The following is a 20,940-nucleotide window of genomic DNA, read 5'->3' as shown; positions in this document are numbered from 1 at the left end:
TTTCCTCCCCGCGCTAAAGCGACGGGGATTCCAAGCTACCGAAAGTTTTACTTGAAACTGACGCAGCACGTCGAGATAGCAGTCGGTATGGTTTGCGGTTTCAATATCGTCAACGGCGAGGGTTTCTCGATTCCGATAGCGTCCCCCCTGAGTTTCTTGAAGATAGCTATCTTCCCAAACGGTTTTGAAATCGGGACGAGCCAGGGCAATCCATTGAGAATCCACGGACTCAAAGACAAACTCGCCACTCCAGTCCGGTAGAAAGCGATACACCACCATGCGATCGCACTGGAGGATCTCTCGCACGTCCTGAGTCGTGGCGCCGAAAATCGTTTCGATATCCAGGGTTTGGCGAATGCGTTCGATGGTTCGCGCTAACGCCCGTTCCTGTTGCGCCGCTTGCGCTTGCTGTTCTTTTTGAGCTTGCACTTGCGCCAGGGCTTTTTGTAATTCCCGCGATCGATTCTGCGCTTGTGCCAGCAATTGCGACTGTTGCAGCGCCACCCCCAACTGAACGGCAATTTTCCGGGCGAATTCGATTTCTCGCCCCTGCCACTGGCGGGGGCTGCTACATTGGTGAACGCAGAGCAACCCCCAGAGTCGATCGCTTTCAATGAGGGGAACCACCAAGTTGGCGCGGATTTGAAACTGTTCCAAAATCCCGAGGTGACAGTTGCTAAGCTTTCCCTGACGAATATCAGCAACGGCAAAAATTTCCCCCTGTTGGTAGCCGATGGCGTAGTCTTCCCCGAAACAGCGATCGGATACAGAACTGTTTAAGGCGGAGCGGTACTCAGGAAGAACGGCTTCAGACACGAAGGTTCCTTCTTGCCATCGGCTGTTGGGATGGAACCGAAAAACCGCCACGCGATCGGCATCGAGGAGTTGTCGCACTTCCGTCGTCGCCGTGCGAAAAATAGTATCGAGGTCGAGGGTGCGGCGGATTTTATCGACGATTTGCGCTAACGCCCGTTCCCGGTTGGCTTCTTCAGCCAGTTCGTCGGCGCGTCGCCGCAGTTCGGTGGTTAGAGCGTTTTGCAGTTGGGCTTTGTCTTTCTGGGTGCGGGCTAACAGTTCCGCTTGTTGGATGGCTACCCCCAGTTGAGCGCCGATTTGAACCAGGAAGTTCACTTCTTCCTCTTGCCACTGGCGCGATCGACCGTTTTGAAACGCCGCCAGCAATCCCCAGAGTTTTTCGCCTTTATAAATGGCAATAATGGCGTAAGCTCGGGCTTCGTAACCTTCTAGGGCTTCGATATAACAGTCGGAAAACCCCGCCTGGTAGATGTCTTCGCACAGGCGGAAGACTTCTCCCCTGGTGAAGTCGCCCCCTTCCGTCTCTTGCAGGTACGTATCCTGGCCGAAAGGCTTCGATAAGGCTTTAATGCTGCACTCGCTAATGTTGCGACAGAGTTGGGGATGGCTGCGCTGTCGTTCGATGAGGGAAGTCCACCCCGCCTCGATGGATTCCACGAGAAACTCGCCACTCCAGTCAGGGTTGAAACGATAGATGGTGACGCGATCGGCTTTCAGCAGATGGCGCACTTCCTCGGTGGTGGTGTTGAAAATGGTGTTGAGTTCGAGCGATCGCCGGATTTTGTCGATAATGGCGGCCACGGCTTTTTCCCGTTCCACCGCATCGGCGACGGCTTGAGACAGGCTCTCGGACTGTTCTTGTAGTTGTACGACGAATTCGGCCTGTTGCAGGGCAACCCCCAGGTGCAGGGCGATTTGGGTGACGAATTCGATTTCGTTTTCCGTCCAATGACGCGGACTCGAACATTGGTGAATGCACAGGAGTCCCCAGAGTCGATCGCCTTCGAGGAGGGGAACCACCAGGTTGGCTCGCACGGCGAATCGATCGAGAATCTCCAGGTGACAGGAGGATAAGCCAAAGGCGTGAATGTCCTGGCAAGCCCAAATCCGCCCCTGTCGGTAGCCCTCGATATATTTCCCGAAGCAGCGATCGCGAATTCGCGCCGATAGGGTAGAGGGGTACGGCGACACCACGTCTTCAGAGACGAATTCCCCCCATTGATAGCCGGTTCCGGGATCGAAGCGGTACATCCCGACGCGATCGGCGTTGAGGAGTTGTCGCACTTCGGTGGCGGTGGATTTGAAAATGATTTCGAGATCGAGAGACTCGCGAATTTTGGTCACGACCGCCAGCAGAGCTTGTTGTTGCGCTACTTGCTGGGGCGCGATCGCACTTTGACTGTCCAGTTGACGTTCCAGTTGACGTTCCAGTTGGCTCACCCGCTCTCGAAGGGTTTCCAGTTCGCGAGTCAGGGCGTTGTATTCAGCCGGGCGTAGCGTTAGGTCTCGCTCTGACATAGATGGAGGCTAAAAGAGTCGATCGCGATCGACGGTCGAGTTCGCATTTGTTCTATGATAGCGACCTCGCGATCGCGACGTTCCCTCGCTCGTCCCCACAGTTTCAGTTCGATCGAAGCTCCTCCAGTTTCGATCGAACCGTTTGCATATCTTGCCACATCAACCATTTGGGCTTTCCCTTCTCCCGCGACGGGTTGCGCAGCAAATAGGCCGGGTGGAAAATCGGCATACACAAACGATTCTCCCACTCGAACCACTGACCGCGAATTTTGGTAATTCCCCGTTTTTCTTTGAGAACGGATTTCACCGCAACCGCCCCCGTTAACAGGATAATTTTCGGATCGACAAGGCGAATTTGTTCGAGTAAATAGGGCTTACAGGCTTCGATTTCGTCCGGATTGGGGTTGCGGTTCTTCGGCGGACGACATTTGACCACGTTACAGATATAAATATCTTCCTCGCTATTGAAGTTCACCGAGGCGAAAATCTTTTCAAGGAGTTCTCCCGAACGTCCGACGAACGGTAAACCTCGTTCGTCCTCATGTTGTCCCGGACCTTCTCCGATAACGACGATATCGGCGTTGGGATTTCCCCGACTGACGACGGCCTGAGTGCGCGTCGCCGCCAGTCCGCACCGCTGACAGTGGTTGCAGTGATTGGCTAAAGCCTCGAGATCTGAGTAGGTTCCTCGGGGAACGGCGACGCTGACATCACTCGGAATGGCGTCGAATTGGGTCGTACTGGGTTGGGATTCGCCAACGGGTTCGCTGTCGCCACCAAACAGGCTCAGTTGTTCTTCGTTAGACATCACAAAATCGGGCGCTTGACAGGGTTTATCCTATCGCGATCGACCCCTGACCGGACGATCGATCGCATTTCTCGATTTTGTCTTATCTTGAAAAATATCTTTGAAGCGATCGGTTCGTTCCCCGCTTGAGACTCGATATCTGCTCGTCTTTTGGGGGGCGATCGAATCGACTTTTTCGGAAATCTCTTAAAATCCTGTTTTCTTCAAAACTTTTTTAAGCTTTTTACCCGTTGAACCAAGAGGAATTTTAGCCATGACGCGAATTACACAATTTTTTTGGGAAAGCCTTCTCGCCGCGAGTCAAGAAAATCCACCTCGCTTCGTCGAACTGGTCATGTTGTCCCTGGCCGGTGTCATGCTCGTTTTGTGGCTGTTTGACGAACGCTGGCCTTATTTAGTCCTCAGTGCGAGTTACGTTCTCGGTTCGGCCGCCTCCATTTGGGTTCGAGAACTGATTTCCCCGTACCGCAGCGATCGCAAAGTGCGTCTGTTTCAAGCCACCGCCATGTTAAGCCTCACGGGATTTCTCATGCTCTTGAGCTTACAAGAAGTTTGAGAATTGAGAATTGAGAATCATCATTGATGAATATACTCGGTATCTCTAAAATGCCGGGTATCTATTCTAAATCCACAATTTAGCGTTTTATTTTGATTCTCATGGTTATTTCTTTTAATAACAAAAACAAGACTTAAGTAATTTTCAAAAATCAAAAGTTAACAAAATATATGCAATTTATTTAATTGGATTCATATAAAATCAATCGATTTCCATCGGGGTCGTAAGCATAAATTTCTCGTCCGTGAGAGGCAACCGTTACCTCTCCCGGCGGCGGATAGCCCAACGCCACCAATCGAGCGATCGATTCCTCTAAATTCTCCACCTCAACGCACAAACTCAACCCACTCCCCGCCGCTCCGTCGAATTCCTCACGATTACTGGTTTTCGGCTTAAAAATCGCCAATTTTAAGCCATTAAGCTCAAATTCCGCATATTTATCTGGGATTTTAGAAATAGGAGAACGCCCGAACAGTCGATCGTAAAACGTGACAATTTTGTCGAAGTTCCTACTCGCGATCGTAACGAAAACCCCTGAAACCTTCATCGTTCATGTGTCTTTTTATACAAGCTTTATAATCTACGTATTTTCACGTAGGCTAAATTCAAGCTTGTTTAAAGTTTATCGAAAAGCAGTGGCGATCGCGTTTCAGTCTTTCTAATCTGAAAATAGGAAGTTCGATCGCTTCCCAGCCGTAAAACGAGAGACTCCGAAGAGAGAAGACCCATGAAACGCCCACACACCCTCGGACTATCCCTATCCCTCGCCACACTGAGTTTAGCAGCGAGTGCCACCAGTGCCAGCGCCTTTTCAATTAGCGGTCATCTCAACGGCGAAGCTGAATTTGAAGCCCTAAACCCAGACATTTCCTGGGCAGCCGAAAGCCGAATCGGAGTCTCCGGAGCAGCCGATTACGAAATCGACATCCACAACTCCGACTGGAGTGTCGTTCCCCACCAAGAATACGACTGGGTTAACGGACAAGAAGTCGATTTCAGCCTCGAATTCAACGGAAGTTCCCTAATTTACACCGTCGGCGACAGCGTCACCGTCAGCCAAGACGTGACCCAAAATAACTTTTCAGAATTGTTAATCCGCACCACCGCCCGTAAAAACGGAAGCAGTGCGATCGTCAAAAACCTGAGTCTCGCCGATTCCATGATGTCCGCCGCCTTGAGCGAAACCTCAGAATTCGCCTGCACCGACCCCAACGGCTGCGGTTACTACGATTCCTCCCAATATCTCCACATTACCGACATCACTGGCGCCTTTACCCTCACCGGAACCTCCATCTTCTCCTGGGACGAAAACAACGCCCCCACGCGCTCTCGCCTCGCCTATCAAGTCAAACTGGTAGAAGGATCGGGCAATCCCCCAACAAGTTCAGTTCCCGAACCCACCTCAATCCTGGCATTAGGCTTGACCGCCGGCCTCGCCGCACAACTCAAGCGTCGCCGCCTCAACACCTAAGCCACCCCTCTAAAATTTTTCCTCTTCCTCTCTCAACTCTCTCAATCCGTTGTCGTTAGTCACCCCCACCGTCGCAAGCGGTGGGGTTTTCGTTCTGTTAAGGAATCGCCGATTTCGGCGAAGCTTGTACTATTTTGAGAAATTAAGTCAAACTAAACGAATAAGGTTAAAAAAAACTTAACCCCCGTTCCGACGGCAAACCGCCGCCTTTTACGACAAACGAACCAAGGTATCTGACCTATGCACCTGAGTGAAATTACTCACCCCAACCAGCTAAAAGGGTTGTCAGTTCACCAACTCGAAGAAGTCGCCCGCCAAATTCGAGAAAAGCATTTACAAACCGTCGCCGCCAGTGGCGGACACCTCGGTCCCGGACTGGGTGTCGTCGAACTTACCCTCGGACTCTACCAAACCTTAGACCTCGATCGCGACAAAGTCGTCTGGGACGTCGGACACCAAGCCTATCCCCACAAACTTATCACCGGACGGTTCGATCGATTCCACAGCCTCCGTCAAAAAAACGGCGTCGCCGGATATCTCAAACGCTGCGAAAACAAATTCGACCACTTCGGCGCCGGACACGCCTCCACCAGCATCTCCGCCGCCCTGGGAATGGCACTCGCCCGCGACTTACAAGGCGACAACTACAAATGCGTCGCCGTCATCGGAGACGGAGCCTTAACCGGAGGAATGTCCCTCGAAGCCATCAACCACGCCGGACATCTCCCCAAAACCAACCTGTTGGTGGTTCTCAACGACAACGAAATGTCAATTTCCCCCAACGTCGGCGCCATTCCCCGCTACCTCAACAAAATGCGCCTCAGCGACCCGGTGCAGTTCCTCACCGACAACCTCGAAGAACAGTTCAAACACCTCCCCTTCCTCGGCGAAACCTTCACCCCGGAAATGGAACGGGTCAAAGAAGGAATGAAACGCCTCGCCATTCCCAAAGTCGGCGCCGTCTTTGAAGAACTCGGCTTCACCTACATGGGGCCCGTCGACGGACACAACCTCTCCGAACTCATCGAAACCTTCAACAAAGCCCACCACATCGAAGGCCCCGTTCTGGTTCACGTGGCCACCGTCAAAGGAAAAGGCTACGAAATCGCCGAAAAAGACCAAGTGGGCTACCACGCGCAAAAACCCTTCGACTTGGCCACGGGGAAAGCCTATCCCTCCAAAAAACCCACCCCGCCGAGTTACTCCAAAGTGTTCGCCCAAAGTTTGGTCACGTTAGCCGAAGAAAACCCCAAAATCGTGGGAATTACCGCCGCCATGGCCACGGGAACCGGCTTAGACAAACTGCAAGCCAAGTTACCCAAGCAGTATATCGACGTGGGCATTGCCGAACAACACGCCGTTACCCTGGCGGCGGGTTTAGCCTGCGAAGGAATGCGTCCGGTGGTGGCCATTTACTCGACGTTCCTGCAACGGGCTTTCGACCAAATTATTCACGATGTTTGCATCCAAAACTTACCCGTGTTCTTCTGCATGGACCGGGCGGGAATCGTGGGTGCAGACGGTCCGACTCACCAAGGAATGTACGATATCGCCTATCTCCGTTGCATTCCCAACATGACGATTATGGCGCCGAAAGACGAGGCGGAAATGCAGCGAATGTTGGTGACGGGGGTTGAGTACACCGACGGCCCCATCGCCATGCGCTATCCTCGCGGTAGCGGTTACGGGGCGCCGCTGATGGAAGAAGGTTGGGAACCTGTCGAAATCGGGAAAGGCGAAGTGTTGCGCAGTGGCGACGACGTGCTACTCGTCGGTTACGGAACGATGGTTCATCCGTCGTTACAGGTGGCGGAAATCCTCAGCGAACACGGGATTGAAGCGACGGTGGTTAACGCCCGGTTCGTGAAGCCGTTGGATATGGAACTCATCGGACCCTTGGCCCAACGCATCGGTAAGGTCGTTACCCTCGAAGAAGGTTGTTTGATGGGCGGTTTCGGTTCGGCGGTCGTCGAAGCGTTGATGGACGAGGATATTGTGGTTCCCGTGAAGCGTTTGGGAGTTCCCGATAAACTGGTCGATCACGCCAAACCGGACGAGTCGAAAGCGGAGTTGGGCTTAACGCCGCCTCAGATGGCTGAGACGATTCGCAAGGCGTTTTTTAGCCAGTCGAAATCTACTGTTAGTGTGTAGGGTTTAAAGTCCTCGGGCGGGCGTTGGCTCGCCCGATTTCTATTCTTTGGGGCGTGATTTTGAAACATTGCTCTTTGAATGCTCTATCACTGACCTCCCGATTCCCGGCATCTTGGAGATGCTGGGAATCGGATACAGAACCTTGTCAAAATGAAAATTTACGCAAATAATTTAACATCAAAAATAGAGCTTTAATCAAGCAAAAAACGTTATCTAAACTCGAACTAATTTAAATTTAATCCAAATAATTTAATCCAAATAAAAGTATAATTGAAAAACGCCACAAACACCAATCAACGACATTAATTCAACCCAAAAAAGCGAAGAGTATCGGATTTTTTAAAGCCCGATACTCGGGAGTACACCACCTTTCTTAAAAATTCGGATATTCCGAAGTCACAGACAATCGCCCCCCCACCGTTACCCCAACATGGACATCCTCGAAATCCTCAAACAGGACTACCAGAACTTCCCCGAAAACCAAACTTACGACATCTACGCCGAAGACGTATACTTCCGCGATCCCCTCAACCAGTTTCGCGGACGCGATCGATACCGCCAAAACATCGACTTCATCCGCACCTGGTTCAAAAACGTCCAACTGGACTTACAGAAGATCGATCGAACCGACAACCGCATCGAAACCCGCTGGACGCTCCACTGGAACGCGCCCCTTCCCTGGAATCCCCGCATCTCCATCCCCGGTTGGACCGAACTCCAACTCAACGACGCCGGAAAAATCGCCAGCCATATCGACAACTGGAACTGCACCAAATGGGATGTCGTCAAGCAGCACTTCCCCATCGGAAAACCGTAATCCCTTGCATTACGAAATCTAAACAAAACCGCTAAAGTAAAGAAGTATGTAGCGATTCTCACAAAAGGAACCGGACGATGCGAATCATACTCATGACAGGGAAAGGCGGCGTTGGTAAAACGTCGGTGGCCGCCGCCACGGGACTGCGTTGCGCCGAACTGGGCTACAAAACTCTCGTTCTCAGTACCGACCCCGCCCACTCCCTGGCTGACAGCTTCGATATGGAACTGAGCCACGAACCTCGTCCGGTGAAAGAGAACCTCTGGGGCGCCGAACTCGACGCCTTAGTGGAACTGGCCGACAACTGGGGCGCCGTTCAACGTTACATCACCCAAGTCTTACAAGCACGCGGACTCGAAGGCGTTCAAGCCGAAGAACTGGCCATTCTCCCCGGAATGGACGAAATTTTCGGCTTAGTCCGCATGAAACGTCACTACGACGAAGGGGAGTACGACGTGCTGATCGTCGATTCCGCTCCCACAGGAACCGCCTTGCGTCTGTTGAGCATTCCCGAAGTGGGCGGTTGGTACATGAGACGGTTTTACAAGCCGCTACAGGGCATTTCCGTCGCCCTGCGTCCCCTCGTCGAACCCCTGTTCAAACCCATCGCTGGCTTTTCGCTTCCTGACAAAGAAGTGATGGACGCCCCTTACGAGTTTTATACACAAATCGAAGAACTCGAAAAAGTGCTCACCGATTCCAACAAAACCACCGTGCGTCTGGTGATGAACCCCGAACGCATGGTGATTAAAGAATCCCTGCGAGCCCATGCCTATTTGAGCCTGTACAACGTGGCCACAGATATGGTCATCGCCAACCGCATTTTGCCCGATAGCGTCAACGATCCGTTCTTCCAACAGTGGAAAGAACAACAGCAGCAGTACAAGGGGGAAATTCATCAAAACTTCAGTCCGCTTCCGGTTAAAGAAGTGCCGCTGTACTCTCAAGAAATGTGTGGACTCGATGCCTTAGAGCGGCTTAAAAACACTCTCTACGGCGACGAAGACCCCAGCCAAGTGTACTATCAAGAAAATACCATTCGCGTCGTTCAGCAACCGGACTATTACTGTTTGGAGCTGTACCTTCCCGGCACGCCGAAAGACAAAATTCAACTCTCGAAGACCGGGGACGAACTCAACGTCCGCATCGGCAACCACCGCCGGAATTTAGTGCTTCCCCAAGCCTTAGCGGCGCTCCAACCTTCCGGGGCGAAAATGGAAGACGACTATCTCAAGATTAAGTTTGCTGAAGCGGCGCGGGTTTAAGTCGGAAGTTCCTCAAAAATCAAACGGAATCGCCCCCCGGTATATCGGAGATATCGGGGGGCGCAGTCTGAAGATTTACCCGGCAGATTTTTTCGGAAAATTTACCTGGGGTTTTTCAATTCGGATTACCCATAAAATACACCCCGAAAAGTTATTTTAGGAGTAGACTAGAAGCAGAATAGATTAAGTCAGTAATTGGTTATGAAATCCTCAGTAAATGTTACGACGAATCCCCCCCGGCTACTTCCCAACACGCTGCGGCGCGTCCATCACATTGCCTTGAATGTAAAGGATATCCAAGCCTCTCGGCGGTTTTACGGCGAACTGCTAGGACTGCGAGAACTGACCGGGGATGAAATTCCGGCGACCCTGAAAAGTTTGTCGAAATCGGGTAAAGTGGCGAATTTTATCACTCCAGACGGTCTGATTCTGGATTTGTTTGCAGAACCGGAACTGTCGCCCCCCGATCCCGATCCGACGCGGGAGTTTACCCGGGCTAATCATATCGGTTTCGATATCGATCCCAAATATTTCGATCGAGCCGTCGAAGTCTTGCGTCAAAACCGCGTCCCTATTTCTCACGGGCCGGTCAGTCGTCCCACGGGACGCGGCGTGTATTTCTACGATCCCGATGGCTTTCTCATCGAAATTCGCTGCGATCCCGCCGTGAAGGAGTCGTGAGACCTACGATCGAACCGGATGCTGGCCGTAAAACGGCACCACTTCCGACCAGTGGGGACGTTTCCCCCGTTTGTAGTCTAAATAAGCTAAGGCGAGAAGACTGTCGATCGATGTCGCCAAGGTGGTTTCGTCCGCCTCGATCGCAGTGTAAGGCGTTTGAACCTTCTCGAGGGTCTGTTGCCAAGTTTCAGCAGTAAACACCCCATCCGGTTGGATGACGGCCGTTTCGCCGGAGGGTTCCACGCGATAAATCCCCCCAAACAGTTGTTCGCGGGCGGCCCCCCGTTGCACCGCCAGATAGGTCGTTTCCGAAATCTGCAATCGATCGAGACCCTGCCACCGCGCCAACGCCGCCAGGGTTGAAATGCCAAACAGCGGCACCTCTAACTGTTGCGCCAGAGTTCTCGCCGTCACCACACCGATGCGCGTTCCCGTAAAACTCCCCGGACCTTTGGCGACGGCAATAAAGCCGATATCTGGCCAAGTTTGAGGCGGCAGAAACTCCGCCAGCCTAACGTGCAAGTGGGTCGAAAGTCCCCGTCCGAGATCCCAGGTGTGCCAGCGGCCATCGCCGCGAAAGTTGTTAACGGCCAAACCGAGTTGTGCCGTCGTCGTATGTAACGCGAAACCGTAGTCTTGGGTCATTCTGGGGTTGTCGGGTATCCTGTTCTTAGTTTTTGCCATCTCAGTTTTCCCTCAAGCCGTCGGGGTTGGGAAAACCCAACCTCCTAACCTTTGAACTGAGTCTTAAAACTATCCTAAGATAAGGGTAGCCCGTACCCAGTCGGTCGCGATAAAACACCGAAAGGTTCTCTCGAACCCACCCTCGCATTTTTAACGAATTTCGAGTGCCGACGCGGTCAGTTTTGGCAAGTTGAAAGTGGCAATTTAAACAAGGACGTTTGCAATGGGTTTTTTCGATTCAGAAATCGTACAACAAGAAGCCAAACAATTGTTCGAGGACTATCAAGCCCTCGTGCAACTCGGGAGTAAATACGGCAAGTTCGATCGAGAAGGCAAAAAGCAATATATCCAACGCATGGAAGAAATGATGGAGCGTTACCGCGTTTTCATGAAGCGGTTCGAACTCTCCGAAGATTTCATGGCTCAAATGACCGTACAGCAGCTCAATACCCAACTCAACCAGTTTGGAATTACGCCCCAACAAATGTTCGATCGCATGCACGAAACCCTCGAACGCATGAAAGCCGACCTCGAAAAAAATCCCAATTAAACTGACCTCGACTCGAGAGCGACTCTGAAGAATCCAGGGGTTTTTTAAGTAGGATTTTTAAGGTCGATCGAATTCCGTCGGAGACTTAAAATTCACCACGGGTTCGTTGGCCAAGGCTTTCTGCATGAAATCCTTCCAAACCGGCGCCACGAAGCCGCCCCCCGTTGCACCGTAGCCCAGGGGAGCGTTGTTGTCGTTCCCCGCCCACACCGCCACCGACAACTGCGGCACGTAACCGACAAACCAAATATCCCGTTCCGAGGAAGTCGTCCCCGTCTTCCCAGAAGCCGGACGCCCGATTTGCGCGGTCGTCGCCGTCCCTTCGTTAATCACCCCTTGCAGCACGTCGTTGAGAGATGCTGTCGCCCAAGGATCGAGAACCAAACGGGGTTTCGGCGTGTTGTCGAGCATAATATTGCCCGCACTGTCCGTCACTTGCGCCACGAGCGTTGTTTCCGACTGCCACCCGTTACTGGCAAAGGTAGCGTAAGCGGCCGCCATTTCCAACGGCGTCAAATCCACCGACCCCAACGGGAGCGAAATCACCGGGTCGATGGGACTTTCGATGCCCAAAATCCGACAAACTTCGATAACTTTGTTCAAACCCACTTCCTGACCGAGTTTCACCGCCGGTATGTTCAGCGACACTTCCAGGGCTTTGCGAATACTGACCGTACCCGAGAAGCTGCCCCCGTAGTTTTGCGGAATATAGTAACCATCACCGTCGGGATACTTCACCGGACTGTCGTTAATCGGCGTCTCCGGACCGTAATTCCCCGTGGCAAACGCCGTATAGTACACGAAAGGCTTAAACGACGATCCCGGTTGGCGTCGAGCTTGCGTCGCCCGGTTGAACTGGCTGGCGTTGTAGTCGTATCCGCCCACCACCGCTTTCACGAAATGCGTCCGGGGATCGACCGCCACCAAGGCCATCTGTCCTTCTTCAAAACTGTAATACAACCCTTGTGCGTAAAGCCGCTGATGCCAGTCTCGTACCGTCCGTTCCGCCATGCGCTGCATTTTCAGGTCTACGGTGGTTTGAACCCGCATTCCCCCTTTCAACAGAGCATCCCGTCCGAACCGTTCCGTCAGTTCCTTCACCACCGCTTCCGTCACGTAAGGGGCTTTACTGGTTTGGAACGAGGTAATCTGACCCAAGCGAATCGGCTGCTGTTTGGCTTCCTGCGCCTCTTGCGGCGTAATCCACTTCAATTCCACCAAACGATTGAGAACGATCGCCTGACGCTGTTTCGCTAACTGGTAATTCGTAAACGGACTGAACTCTTCGGGGGCTTGAATCAACCCGGCCATCATGGCCGCTTCCCCCAAGGTCAAATCCCTCGCCGACTTGTTGAAATAACTTTGGGCGGCCGTTTCGGCACCGTAAAGGTTGTGACCCCAGTACACTTGATTCAAATACAACTCGAGCAGTTCGTTCTTATCGAGAATCTGCTCGATGCGAATCGCTAACACCGCTTCGGCCACTTTCCGGCTAAACGTTCGTTCCGGCGTCAGAAACAGGTTTTTCACCAACTGCATCGTCAGGGTAGAAGCCCCTTCGACGGTTTCTCCCGATTCCAAGTTCACCAAAAACGCCCGTAACACCGCACCGGGGTTAATCCCTTGGTGAATGTAAAAGTGACTGTCTTCAATGCCGAGAACTGCCAGTTTCAAGTTGTCCGAAATCTGGCTCAGGGGAATCACTTCCCGGTTGGCTTCGTCGTGAAGGCTATAGAGGAGTTCCCCGTTTACGTCGTAAATGTGACTGGTTTCCGTGGGCATATAACTCCGCAACACCCGCACGTCGGGAAGGTTGCGGAAACTCACCGCCAAGCCGACGAGGCCGCCGGCGACAACGGAACTCCCTAACAACGTCGTTCCCAACAGGGTACTCGCCGTTACCTTTCCAACGGATTGGACGAATTGAAACAGCCGCACGGGAATTTGCGGTTTTTTTTCTCGAACAGTGTTCGCTGACACGGCGGTTTCCCCTCCTCCACGGACGTACTGCACTCGACGATCGAGAGACCGACAGCTTGGAACTGGACATACTTTACTATAGTTTGAACGGTCTCTCGGACGCGGTTGTTATTGGACTTCGAGCGGATTCGATCGACGAAGGGATAAAGACTCTCTCCAAAGGTGCTGCGCCCGCTATCGACAATTAGTCTGTTATTATAACGACCTCAATTCTATGCGATCGAACAGCATCTCGATCGCCCTATTCTCGATCCTTGCACCCACACCAGACCCACTATGACTTCCGACCTGTCTTGGCTGTATCGGGGAACTGAAGAAATTTTTCCCCAGGTTCCCGATTCCGACGACGCCACCGAAAACCTCGAAGCCCTCTTAGCCCAAACCGATCGACCCCTACGGGTTAAACTGGGCATCGACCCCACGGGTTCCGACTTACACCTCGGCCACAGTATTCCGTTTCGCAAATTGCGGGCGTTTCAGGATGCCGGCCATACGGCAGTGGTCATTATCGGCGATTTTACCGCCCGCATCGGCGACCCCACTGGAAAATCGGAAGTGCGCCGCCAACTCACCTCAGAGGAAGTCCAACATAACGCGGAAACCTACCTCGAACAACTGCGGCCGATTTTGGATTTCGACACGCCGGGACGGTTGGAAATTCGCTATAACTCGGAATGGTTGTCGGAATTGGATTTGGCGAAAACTCTGGAGTTATTGGGGACGATGACCGTCGGCCAGATGTTAGCCAAGGAAGGATTCGCCCAACGCTACGAAACGGGCAATCCGATTTACTTACATGAGTTTTTCTATCCCTTGATGCAGGGATACGATTCTGTCGCCGTAGATGCAGATATCGAACTCGGCGGAACGGACCAAAAATTCAATTTAGCGGTCGGGCGAGATTTGCTGCGACATTTCGGCAAAAAACCTCAGTTTGGCTTGTTGTTGCCCATTCTCATCGGCACCGACGGCACTCAGAAAATGTCCAAGTCCTTGAACAATTATGTGGGATTGAAAGAGGACGCTCTGTCGATGTACTCCAAGTTGGAGAAAACGCCGGACGCGCAAATCGAGAAGTATTTCGAGTTGTTGACGAAGGTGCCGTTAGACCGACTGCCGGAAAATCCCCGCGAACGGCAGAAATTCCTCGCCATCGATATCGTGTCGCAGTATCACGGGGAGAAAGCGGCGAAGGAAGCGCAAAAGGCGGCGATGTCCCTGGTAGGGGGCAATACGTCGGGAACGGAAGAGGCTGTCCCCGAGTTTTCGCTGGCGCAGGTGGAGTTTCCCGCCAAGCTCTTTTATATTTTGGGCGCCAGCGGCTTGTGTAAAAGTAGTGGTGAAGGACGCCGCCAAATTCAAGGGGGCGCCGTTCGGTTGGACGGCGATCGCATCTCTGACGTAAATTTGACGTTCGAGACCATCGATCGACTTGACGGTAAAGTATTGCAAGTTGGCAAGAAAAAGTTCGTGCGCCTGGTGAAATAAGCGCGATATTGGACGAGGTACGGTGGGAACTCGAATTAAAAACGTACAGGTGACGCAAGTGGTCGATGGCGATACGATCGAAGTTCAGATCGGCGATCGCCAAGAATTCGTTCGTCTGATTTGCGTCGATACGGAAGAAAGTACGCCCCATCCGTCTCCGCAAACGGCGAAACCGGTGACGGAGGCGGGGTTAGCCTCAGCGAAAATGGCGCAGGACTACTTCACCGACGCCAAGGGCGAGTTATGTCAGGTGGATTTGGAGTTCGACACCGACGACCCCCCGGAAGTCTGTTTGGACGCCCATCGCGGCAACTGTAGCCGCTTGGTGTGTTACGTCCACCGAGGCGACAGTCTGTATAACTTATATTTGATTCGGGAAGGCTGGAGTCCCTATTTTACGAAGTACGGTCGATCGCGCCTGTACGATCGCCTCTTCACGCAAGCGGAATTCGAGGCGCAAGCGCACCAGCGGGGCATTTGGAATCCCGAAATTAACGAAAACGGTGCCTCGCGCAATTACAGCAGTTTGGTGGCTTGGTGGGCCTATCGCGCCTCGATTATCGACGAATTTCGCCGCCTGGGAGACGACAGCGGCGCCATTTCCATTCAACTGGAATATCCCAAGGTTCTCGAAGCCATCGAAAGCCATCGCGAGATTTGGATATTTTGCGATTTACAGGGAGGCATTCGCAAACAGGCCGAAGGCGGGGCGATCGTGTTTACAGGATCGCGTCTGTTTCCCCTGAAATTCTGGATTCCCACCGCCTCCAGTTCCGACGGGCCGATGTTGGTGCGATCGATCGTCTCCCGCTACGCCGGACGCGGACGCGGTTACGCCTACGTGCGCGGCCGCGTCACCATGCACCGAGGTATCCCTCAAATCGTCTTGCGGCATCTCTGGCAACTGTCCGACGTACCGCCGTTACAGCCCGAGTATCACCGTCCCGAGAAGGGGTCGATCGATTATCCTCGCCAATCCGATTTATAAAGAAATGTAAAGTATCGGCTATACATTTCTTTACATTCTTCGGTTAAAGTATAAAGACAGGCTTAAATGCCAATTTCAAAACAAAATTTCACAAACCGATTTAGTAAACTCCCTTTAATCAATCCCTTTTCAAAACCCCAAAACATCAAGAACCCGCATCTTCCTAGCGAAGGCGCGGGTTTTTCCGTAAGTTACCCGATCGCAGCATCACCCCGATCGCACCATCTTCCCATCCCCCCATCCCCCCATCTCCCCATCTCCTCACCGCGTCCCGCTAGAAGCAAAGCAACGAAGCGTTTATTATGACTAGGGAACCGTACAACCCGCGCTCGGGGTAGCCGCGCTGCTGTCGAGCCGTCGCCCGATCGACCTTCACGACTATGGGGTAAACACAGATGGAGCAAAGGGAACCCAAATTGACCAACGGCGAGACTCTCAACGATCGAACCGTCGAAACCCTCTTGACGGCACTCACCCAAGATCTCAAGCATCTACAACAGGATCTCATCGTTCAGCTAACGCGAGACGTGACCCGTCTCCAATCCGAAAAAACGCGACTGCTGAGCGACATATCCAATCTCGAAACCCGACAGCAACAACTGTCTCCCGACGTACCCCCAGCGAGTTCCGAACTCCCACCCGAACCGGAAACCGAAGAAGACCGTCAAGCCTGGGTGCGACAACTGGCGCAACTGGTAGCCGCCAACCTCGAAAGTCAACTGTCCGATCGCGTTGAAGATCTGGTCAAACAGCGTCTCGCGACTCTCAGCCAACCGCCGGCCGCCCACAGCGATCGATTGCGCGATTCCGTCGATGTCAGCTTCCACCGCAGTTACAGCGGACTGCGTCAAGAACTCGACAGCTACCGCAGCGACCTATCCCAACATCTCAACCAACTGCAAACCTTACAGCAGCAAGGGGAAGCCATTCTCGACACCCTCGTCAGTCGCCTGAGTCACGAACTGCGGGACGAAGTCACCCGGATGCCGCAACTGCCCCAGCGCAGCAACGGCGCCGTATCCCTGCCCCAGGGAGGAAGCCAAGTCGTCGCCTCCCCAACCTCAGAAGCCCCCGTCGGCGACAGTCACGCCGTATCGTCTTCTCGAGTCGAGAACGAGCCAGCAACCCCTTCCGTTCCCGACGAGGCCGCCGAAGTCGAACCGCCCGCCCAAGACCAACAACCCACTGCCCCCACCGGACCCAATCAAGTCCGCACGGGTTTACTGTTAGCCCTTTCTTACGCAGCGGTGCTATCGCTGTTCAACATCAGTATTAAAGTCATCCTCAGCGAGCGAACGATTTTCGGAAGCTTCGACTGGGGCGGCATTATTTCCCCCAGTCTGGGGAACTCCATGCTGATTCTATTTCTGCGCATGGTCGTCGTCGTGTTGCTGATGCCCGTCTTAGCGAACCAGCTTTACCCGCAATGGTGGCACGACATCCAGCAGTTTTTACGGCCAGAAAACCGCAAACTGCAATATCAAGTGGCCGGAAGCGGTTTCGCCCTGTTTCTCTCCCAAGTCTTGATTTACATCGCCATCGGCAACATCCCCACGGCGGTGGCTATTACCCTGTTCTTCATCTTCCCCGTCGCCACCGTTCTCGGGGCGTGGGTGTTGTTCGGTGCCAAACCCACCGCCGTCCGCAGCATCATCATGGCGGTCATTCTCTTCGGAAGTATCATCACCGTTCCCGACTTCTTCAGCGTCTTTTCCGGTTCGGGAATGGGCGGAGGCGGCGGCTTCTTTCTCGGAAGTTTTACCGCCGTCGGTTCGGGGATTGCCTTTGCTGGATATGTTTTGCTAACGCAGCTATGCGGCAAGCAACTGCACCCGATTCCCTTTAGCTGGGCGAATTTTTCGACGGTATTCGTCTTTTCGTTCCTGGGATTGTTCGTCGCCGCTTTCGCCAATTGGGGCATTGAAGTGCCGCAAGACAACTTCACGGCCTTAATCGGAAGCGGTATTTGGCTGGGCGCGTTGACGCTGATTAGCTACGTCCTCAACAATTTTGCCATTAAATACGCTGGAGCATCTTTAGCCTCCATTGTCGGCGCCGTCGGTCCGGCGTTAACCGCCTTGTTTGGTTTAATTTTTATCGGCGAAGAACTCTCTCGCGACCAAATTATCGGGATGTTTATCGTCACGGCGGGGGTTGTGGGATTAAGCTTAGAGCGGATGTTCCTCTCGAAAAAATAGGAAGTTGAGGGGATGATGGGATGATGGGATGATGGGATGAGGGTACGCTCGAGAGAATGCTCCCAATATCCCTCTCTCCCAATCTCCCTCTAAGAATTAATCATCTTCGATAGGAATGCCGAAACGGATTTTTCCTTTACCGAAGTAACGACCGAACTGGAGTTCGTAAACTTCGTCTTCGTCTTGAGTTTCCACTTCCAAGTCCGATCGCGGATAGCTGACGCACAAGAGCGCGTATCCCTGTTCTCGCAACGCCGGAGACAGTCCAATCGCTTCGGGTTGGTGGACTTCTCCGGAGACTATCCGCACCGCACAGCTCGTACAGGCGCCGTTGCGACAGGAAAAGGGGAGTTCTGCGCCTTGATTTTCGGCGGATTGGAGAATGTAGCGGTCTTCGGGAACGCGAACTGTGTAATGTTTTCCCGCCTGGCGGTGGTGAATGCGAACTTCGTAGGTGCGAGTCATAGTTCAAAAAAACCTTTGATGCGAAATGCGATCGCGACTGGGGCGATCGAAGCCGTCCTTTGTTGAGAGTACGATAAATCTGAGGGGCGCGACAACTCGCCCTCGCCGAAAAATTTTCGGAAATTTTCAAAAAAATTTTGCGCGATCGCTTCACACTCGCCAAAAGTTTTGTTATGATGGTAAAGCTGCAAAACTGAATAACATCATCTGGGAGAGGTGGCCGAGCGGTTTAAGGCGCAGCACTGGAAATGCTGTTTAGGGGCAACTCTAACGAGGGTTCGAATCCCTCCCTCTCCGCTTTTACAGCCAGCATTAAAGGCGCACCGAGGTGCGCCTTTTGTGGTTTTTACCTCATCATCGCCTCATCTCATCATCGCCTCATCCCCTCATCTCATCCTCTCTTGTTCCCGCAGGGCGAGGGCTTCTCGGGCTTGTTCGCGATCGTCGAAATGGACTTTTTCCGTGCCGAGGATTTGATAGTCTTCATGGCCTTTTCCGGCGATGACGACGCCGTCGCCGGGTTGCGCTTGTAAAATGGCGCGGCGGATAGCTTCGGCGCGATCGACAATTACGAGGGGATCGATCGATTCGGGAATTCCGTCGAGAATATCAGCAATAATGCGATCGGGGTCTTCCGTGCGCGGGTTGTCCGAGGTGACGATGGCCACATCAGACAGTCGCGCGGCAATTTCGCCCATAATCGGACGTTTCGTGCGGTCTCGATCGCCGCCGCAGCCAAACACGCACAACAACCGCCCCGGAACGAACGGCCGCGCCGCCTCCAACAGGTTTTCTAAACTATCCGGCGTGTGGGCGTAATCCACAATCACGCTGATATCTTGATTTAACCCCGTTTGAACCCGTTCCATCCGCCCCGGAACGCCGGGAAATTTGGGCAACGCCGCCGCAATGTCCGCTAAATCCAACCCCAGATGCAACGCAGCCCCCACCGCTGCCATCATATTTTCAATATTGTACTGACCCACCAAGGGCAACTCGAACGCCGTCTCGCCAACAGGGGTGTGCAAGGTTCCCGCCACGCCATCAGGTTGATAGCTGAGATTCTCCACGAACAAATCAGCAGAATCGTCCTCGCTGCTGTAAGTCCACAGTCGATCTTCAGGAATTTGGTTCGACAACAGTTCCCCGTAAGCATCGCCAATATTGACAATGGCGCGACCTTTCAGATATTGCGGCGAGAACAGCAACGCCTTCGCCGCGAAATAGTCGTCCATGTCCTTGTGATAATCCAGGTGATCCTGCGTCAAATTGGTAAACACCGCCACCTGAAACTCGCATTCGAGAACCCGCGACTGGGCTAAAGCATGGGAACTCACCTCCATCACCGCATATTCGGCGTTGGCATCTCGCGCCTGCGCCAGTTGTTCCTGTAAATCCACCGGAAACGGCGTCGTATGAACGGCGACTTTCTCAAAACCGGGCCAGCGTGCGTAAAGGGTTCCCAGGAGTGCCGTAGGTTGGTTCGCTTCCCGCAGCAAAAACTCGAGGAGGTGCGTGGTGGTGGTTTTGCCGTTGGTTCCCGTAACGCCAGCAAGTTTGAGGGTTTTACCGGGGTGGTGGTAGAAGGCGCTGGCGAGGTTGGCACAGGCGACGGTGACATCGGGAACGGTGATGACACATTCGTTATTTTGGGGGGGATATTTTTTCGCCGCCGCTTCTGAAACGATGGCTGCTACGGCGCCGCCGTCGAGGGCGCCTTGCCAGAACTCGCCACCATCGACGCGGGTTCCCGGCATTCCGATAAATAAATCTCCCGACTGGCAAGCGTGGGAGTTGGTCGAAAGTCCTTTAATTTCGCGGTCTAAGGCGGGATGTTCGGGAATTGCGGTTGGGGGGGAAATCGCCCCGAGGAGTTCTCGCAGTTTCATCTTTCTTTTAAAAGCTTTCCTCACGCTGGAGGGGTTTCGTTCGGTTTTAACCAGCAGTCTGGGTATATTTCTGTAGCATTTGCTCCAATTGTGCCACGGTCGATCGCGGGGAGGGACGAGGTAGTTGGCGCTCGATGCCAGACTCGTCTACCCAAAATAGCACGGGGATTTCGTATTGGTAGGCGCGAAACCAGTCGTCGCGGGTGGTGATGTCGCGGGTTTCGACGGTGAGGTTATCGATTTGAACGAGTTTTTCGTGGAGTCCTTCGCACAGGTGACAGCCGGGTTTGCTGTAGAGAATTAGGGTCATGAATGACATGGGGAGTTCGATTTGTCTGTTTGGGTATTGTATCTGTTCACCGTAACGGCTAAAGTACGCCGATAGGGGATAGTACAAGCCCGGGCAAGTCACCCAGTGAAAAGAGAAAGAGAAGCCAGTTGGTAAGTGAGCGGGAGTAGGAAGCCGGTTAAGGCCGAGTCAGGGACTCGCACGGACAGACCCGAGCGACTCGTCCAGTCCATCACCCCTGTCGCCCGTGAAAACAAGCGACCCGGACTGGCTCATCGAAAATTTTGGGTTTGAAACCCCGCCCTTCTAGGGCGGCTTTACAGTAC

The 20,940-nt window shown here is 53.2% G+C and carries 18 protein-coding genes and 1 tRNA gene; 11 read left to right on the top strand and 8 right to left on the bottom strand.

Annotation, left to right across the window (positions count from 1 at the left end; all coding sequences use genetic code 11):
* A partial coding sequence (locus tag ACP5D4_RS16320; RefSeq protein WP_428012686.1) for a GAF domain-containing protein occupies positions 1-2,334 on the bottom strand: 2,334 nt, incomplete at its 3' end.
* Positions 2,335-2,437: 103 nt separating this feature from the next.
* Positions 2,438-3,142 carry a uracil-DNA glycosylase gene (locus ACP5D4_RS16315; RefSeq protein WP_428012685.1) on the bottom strand — a complete coding sequence of 235 codons (705 nt, stop codon included), beginning with the start codon at positions 3,140-3,142 and terminating at the stop codon, positions 2,438-2,440.
* A 253-nt stretch (positions 3,143-3,395) separates the two neighbouring features.
* On the opposite strand from ACP5D4_RS16315, the gene ACP5D4_RS16310 reads away from it, so the two are divergent.
* Positions 3,396-3,698 carry a hypothetical protein gene (locus ACP5D4_RS16310; protein ID WP_428012684.1) on the top strand — a complete coding sequence of 101 codons (303 nt, stop codon included), beginning with the start codon at positions 3,396-3,398 and terminating at the stop codon, positions 3,696-3,698.
* Between the two features lie 181 nt (positions 3,699-3,879).
* On the opposite strand, the gene ACP5D4_RS16305 is transcribed toward ACP5D4_RS16310, so the two are convergent.
* A complete protein-coding gene (locus ACP5D4_RS16305) occupies positions 3,880-4,245 on the bottom strand; it encodes a VOC family protein (protein ID WP_428012683.1) in 366 nt (121 codons plus the stop codon).
* Positions 4,246-4,425: 180 nt separating this feature from the next.
* Here ACP5D4_RS16305 and ACP5D4_RS16300 point away from each other — a divergent pair, with 180 nt between their 5' ends.
* The 5 genes from ACP5D4_RS16300 (at position 4,426) to ACP5D4_RS16280 (ending at position 10,083) form a co-directional block, all read left to right on the top strand.
* Positions 4,426-5,169, top strand: coding sequence for a PEP-CTERM sorting domain-containing protein (locus ACP5D4_RS16300; protein ID WP_428012682.1), 744 nt, complete (start codon positions 4,426-4,428; stop codon positions 5,167-5,169).
* A gap of 240 nt (positions 5,170-5,409) precedes the next feature.
* Entirely contained in the window at positions 5,410-7,320 is a 1,911-nt protein-coding gene (gene dxs, locus ACP5D4_RS16295) for a 1-deoxy-D-xylulose-5-phosphate synthase (protein WP_428012681.1), read from the top strand.
* A 430-nt stretch (positions 7,321-7,750) separates the two neighbouring features.
* Entirely contained in the window at positions 7,751-8,137 is a 387-nt protein-coding gene (locus ACP5D4_RS16290) for a DUF2358 domain-containing protein (protein WP_428012680.1), read from the top strand.
* 77 nt (positions 8,138-8,214) lie between these two features.
* The gene (locus ACP5D4_RS16285) at positions 8,215-9,402 is read left to right on the top strand and encodes a TRC40/GET3/ArsA family transport-energizing ATPase (RefSeq protein ID WP_428012679.1); all 1,188 of its coding nucleotides are present in this window, start codon (positions 8,215-8,217) and stop codon (positions 9,400-9,402) included.
* A gap of 201 nt (positions 9,403-9,603) precedes the next feature.
* Positions 9,604-10,083, top strand: coding sequence for a VOC family protein (locus ACP5D4_RS16280; protein WP_428012678.1), 480 nt, complete (start codon positions 9,604-9,606; stop codon positions 10,081-10,083).
* 3 nt (positions 10,084-10,086) lie between these two features.
* On the opposite strand, the gene tsaB is transcribed toward ACP5D4_RS16280, so the two are convergent.
* Positions 10,087-10,728 carry a tRNA (adenosine(37)-N6)-threonylcarbamoyltransferase complex dimerization subunit type 1 TsaB gene (tsaB, locus tag ACP5D4_RS16275; protein ID WP_428012677.1) on the bottom strand — a complete coding sequence of 214 codons (642 nt, stop codon included), beginning with the start codon at positions 10,726-10,728 and terminating at the stop codon, positions 10,087-10,089.
* 262 nt (positions 10,729-10,990) lie between these two features.
* Between tsaB and ACP5D4_RS16270 the strand changes: the two genes are divergently transcribed.
* The gene (locus ACP5D4_RS16270; RefSeq protein WP_428012676.1) at positions 10,991-11,317 is read left to right on the top strand and encodes a DUF1825 family protein; all 327 of its coding nucleotides are present in this window, start codon (positions 10,991-10,993) and stop codon (positions 11,315-11,317) included.
* A 57-nt stretch (positions 11,318-11,374) separates the two neighbouring features.
* On the opposite strand, the gene ACP5D4_RS16265 is transcribed toward ACP5D4_RS16270, so the two are convergent.
* Positions 11,375-13,297, bottom strand: a complete 1,923-nt coding sequence (locus ACP5D4_RS16265; protein ID WP_428012675.1) for a transglycosylase domain-containing protein — start codon at positions 13,295-13,297, stop codon at positions 11,375-11,377.
* Positions 13,298-13,573: 276 nt separating this feature from the next.
* On the opposite strand from ACP5D4_RS16265, the gene tyrS reads away from it, so the two are divergent.
* The 3 genes from tyrS to ACP5D4_RS16250 all read left to right on the top strand — a co-directional run bounded on the left by tyrS (position 13,574) and on the right by ACP5D4_RS16250 (position 17,971).
* The gene (gene tyrS, locus ACP5D4_RS16260) at positions 13,574-14,785 is read left to right on the top strand and encodes a tyrosine--tRNA ligase (RefSeq protein ID WP_428012674.1); all 1,212 of its coding nucleotides are present in this window, start codon (positions 13,574-13,576) and stop codon (positions 14,783-14,785) included.
* A 22-nt stretch (positions 14,786-14,807) separates the two neighbouring features.
* On the top strand, positions 14,808-15,773 hold the full coding sequence (locus ACP5D4_RS16255) for a thermonuclease family protein (protein ID WP_428012673.1): 966 nt from the start codon (positions 14,808-14,810) through the stop codon (positions 15,771-15,773).
* A gap of 416 nt (positions 15,774-16,189) precedes the next feature.
* On the top strand, positions 16,190-17,971 hold the full coding sequence (locus ACP5D4_RS16250) for a DMT family transporter (protein ID WP_428012672.1): 1,782 nt from the start codon (positions 16,190-16,192) through the stop codon (positions 17,969-17,971).
* 96 nt (positions 17,972-18,067) lie between these two features.
* On the opposite strand, the gene ACP5D4_RS16245 is transcribed toward ACP5D4_RS16250, so the two are convergent.
* On the bottom strand, positions 18,068-18,436 hold the full coding sequence (locus ACP5D4_RS16245; RefSeq protein ID WP_428012671.1) for a 2Fe-2S iron-sulfur cluster-binding protein: 369 nt from the start codon (positions 18,434-18,436) through the stop codon (positions 18,068-18,070).
* Positions 18,437-18,646: 210 nt separating this feature from the next.
* Here ACP5D4_RS16245 and ACP5D4_RS16240 point away from each other — a divergent pair.
* Positions 18,647-18,733: transfer RNA gene (locus ACP5D4_RS16240), tRNA-Ser, on the top strand.
* A gap of 89 nt (positions 18,734-18,822) precedes the next feature.
* Here ACP5D4_RS16240 and ACP5D4_RS16235 read toward each other — a convergent pair.
* Together ACP5D4_RS16235 and ACP5D4_RS16230 are read right to left on the bottom strand one after the other, a co-directional pair.
* Positions 18,823-20,325, bottom strand: coding sequence for a UDP-N-acetylmuramoyl-L-alanyl-D-glutamate--2,6-diaminopimelate ligase (locus ACP5D4_RS16235; protein WP_428012670.1), 1,503 nt, complete (start codon positions 20,323-20,325; stop codon positions 18,823-18,825).
* Positions 20,326-20,371: 46 nt separating this feature from the next.
* Positions 20,372-20,635: a glutaredoxin family protein gene (locus tag ACP5D4_RS16230; protein ID WP_428012687.1), complete on the bottom strand. Its 264-nt coding sequence runs from the start codon at positions 20,633-20,635 to the stop codon at positions 20,372-20,374.
* Positions 20,636-20,940 lie beyond the last annotated feature (305 nt).

Source organism: Baaleninema sp. (genome assembly GCF_049974805.1).
GTDB lineage: Bacteria > Cyanobacteriota > Cyanobacteriia > Cyanobacteriales > Geitlerinemataceae > Baaleninema.
This window is presented reverse-complemented; position numbering and strand designations above follow the sequence as displayed.

Excerpts from the sequence above, each read along its gene's own strand:
- ACP5D4_RS16315 (WP_428012685.1), bottom strand. The coding sequence starts at position 3,142 with ATGTCTAACGAAGAACAACTGAGCCTGTTTGGTGGCGACAGCGAACCC.
- ACP5D4_RS16310 (WP_428012684.1), top strand. The coding sequence starts at position 3,396 with ATGACGCGAATTACACAATTTTTTTGGGAAAGCCTTCTCGCCGCGAGT.
- ACP5D4_RS16305 (WP_428012683.1), bottom strand. The coding sequence starts at position 4,245 with ATGAAGGTTTCAGGGGTTTTCGTTACGATCGCGAGTAGGAACTTCGAC.
- ACP5D4_RS16300 (WP_428012682.1), top strand. The coding sequence starts at position 4,426 with ATGAAACGCCCACACACCCTCGGACTATCCCTATCCCTCGCCACACTG.
- dxs (WP_428012681.1), top strand. The coding sequence starts at position 5,410 with ATGCACCTGAGTGAAATTACTCACCCCAACCAGCTAAAAGGGTTGTCA.
- ACP5D4_RS16290 (WP_428012680.1), top strand. The coding sequence starts at position 7,751 with ATGGACATCCTCGAAATCCTCAAACAGGACTACCAGAACTTCCCCGAA.
- ACP5D4_RS16285 (WP_428012679.1), top strand. The coding sequence starts at position 8,215 with ATGCGAATCATACTCATGACAGGGAAAGGCGGCGTTGGTAAAACGTCG.
- ACP5D4_RS16280 (WP_428012678.1), top strand. The coding sequence starts at position 9,604 with ATGAAATCCTCAGTAAATGTTACGACGAATCCCCCCCGGCTACTTCCC.
- tsaB (WP_428012677.1), bottom strand. The coding sequence starts at position 10,728 with ATGACCCAAGACTACGGTTTCGCGTTACATACGACGACGGCACAACTC.
- ACP5D4_RS16270 (WP_428012676.1), top strand. The coding sequence starts at position 10,991 with ATGGGTTTTTTCGATTCAGAAATCGTACAACAAGAAGCCAAACAATTG.
- tyrS (WP_428012674.1), top strand. The coding sequence starts at position 13,574 with ATGACTTCCGACCTGTCTTGGCTGTATCGGGGAACTGAAGAAATTTTT.
- ACP5D4_RS16245 (WP_428012671.1), bottom strand. The coding sequence starts at position 18,436 with ATGACTCGCACCTACGAAGTTCGCATTCACCACCGCCAGGCGGGAAAA.
- ACP5D4_RS16235 (WP_428012670.1), bottom strand. The coding sequence starts at position 20,325 with ATGAAACTGCGAGAACTCCTCGGGGCGATTTCCCCCCCAACCGCAATT.
- ACP5D4_RS16230 (WP_428012687.1), bottom strand. The coding sequence starts at position 20,635 with ATGACCCTAATTCTCTACAGCAAACCCGGCTGTCACCTGTGCGAAGGA.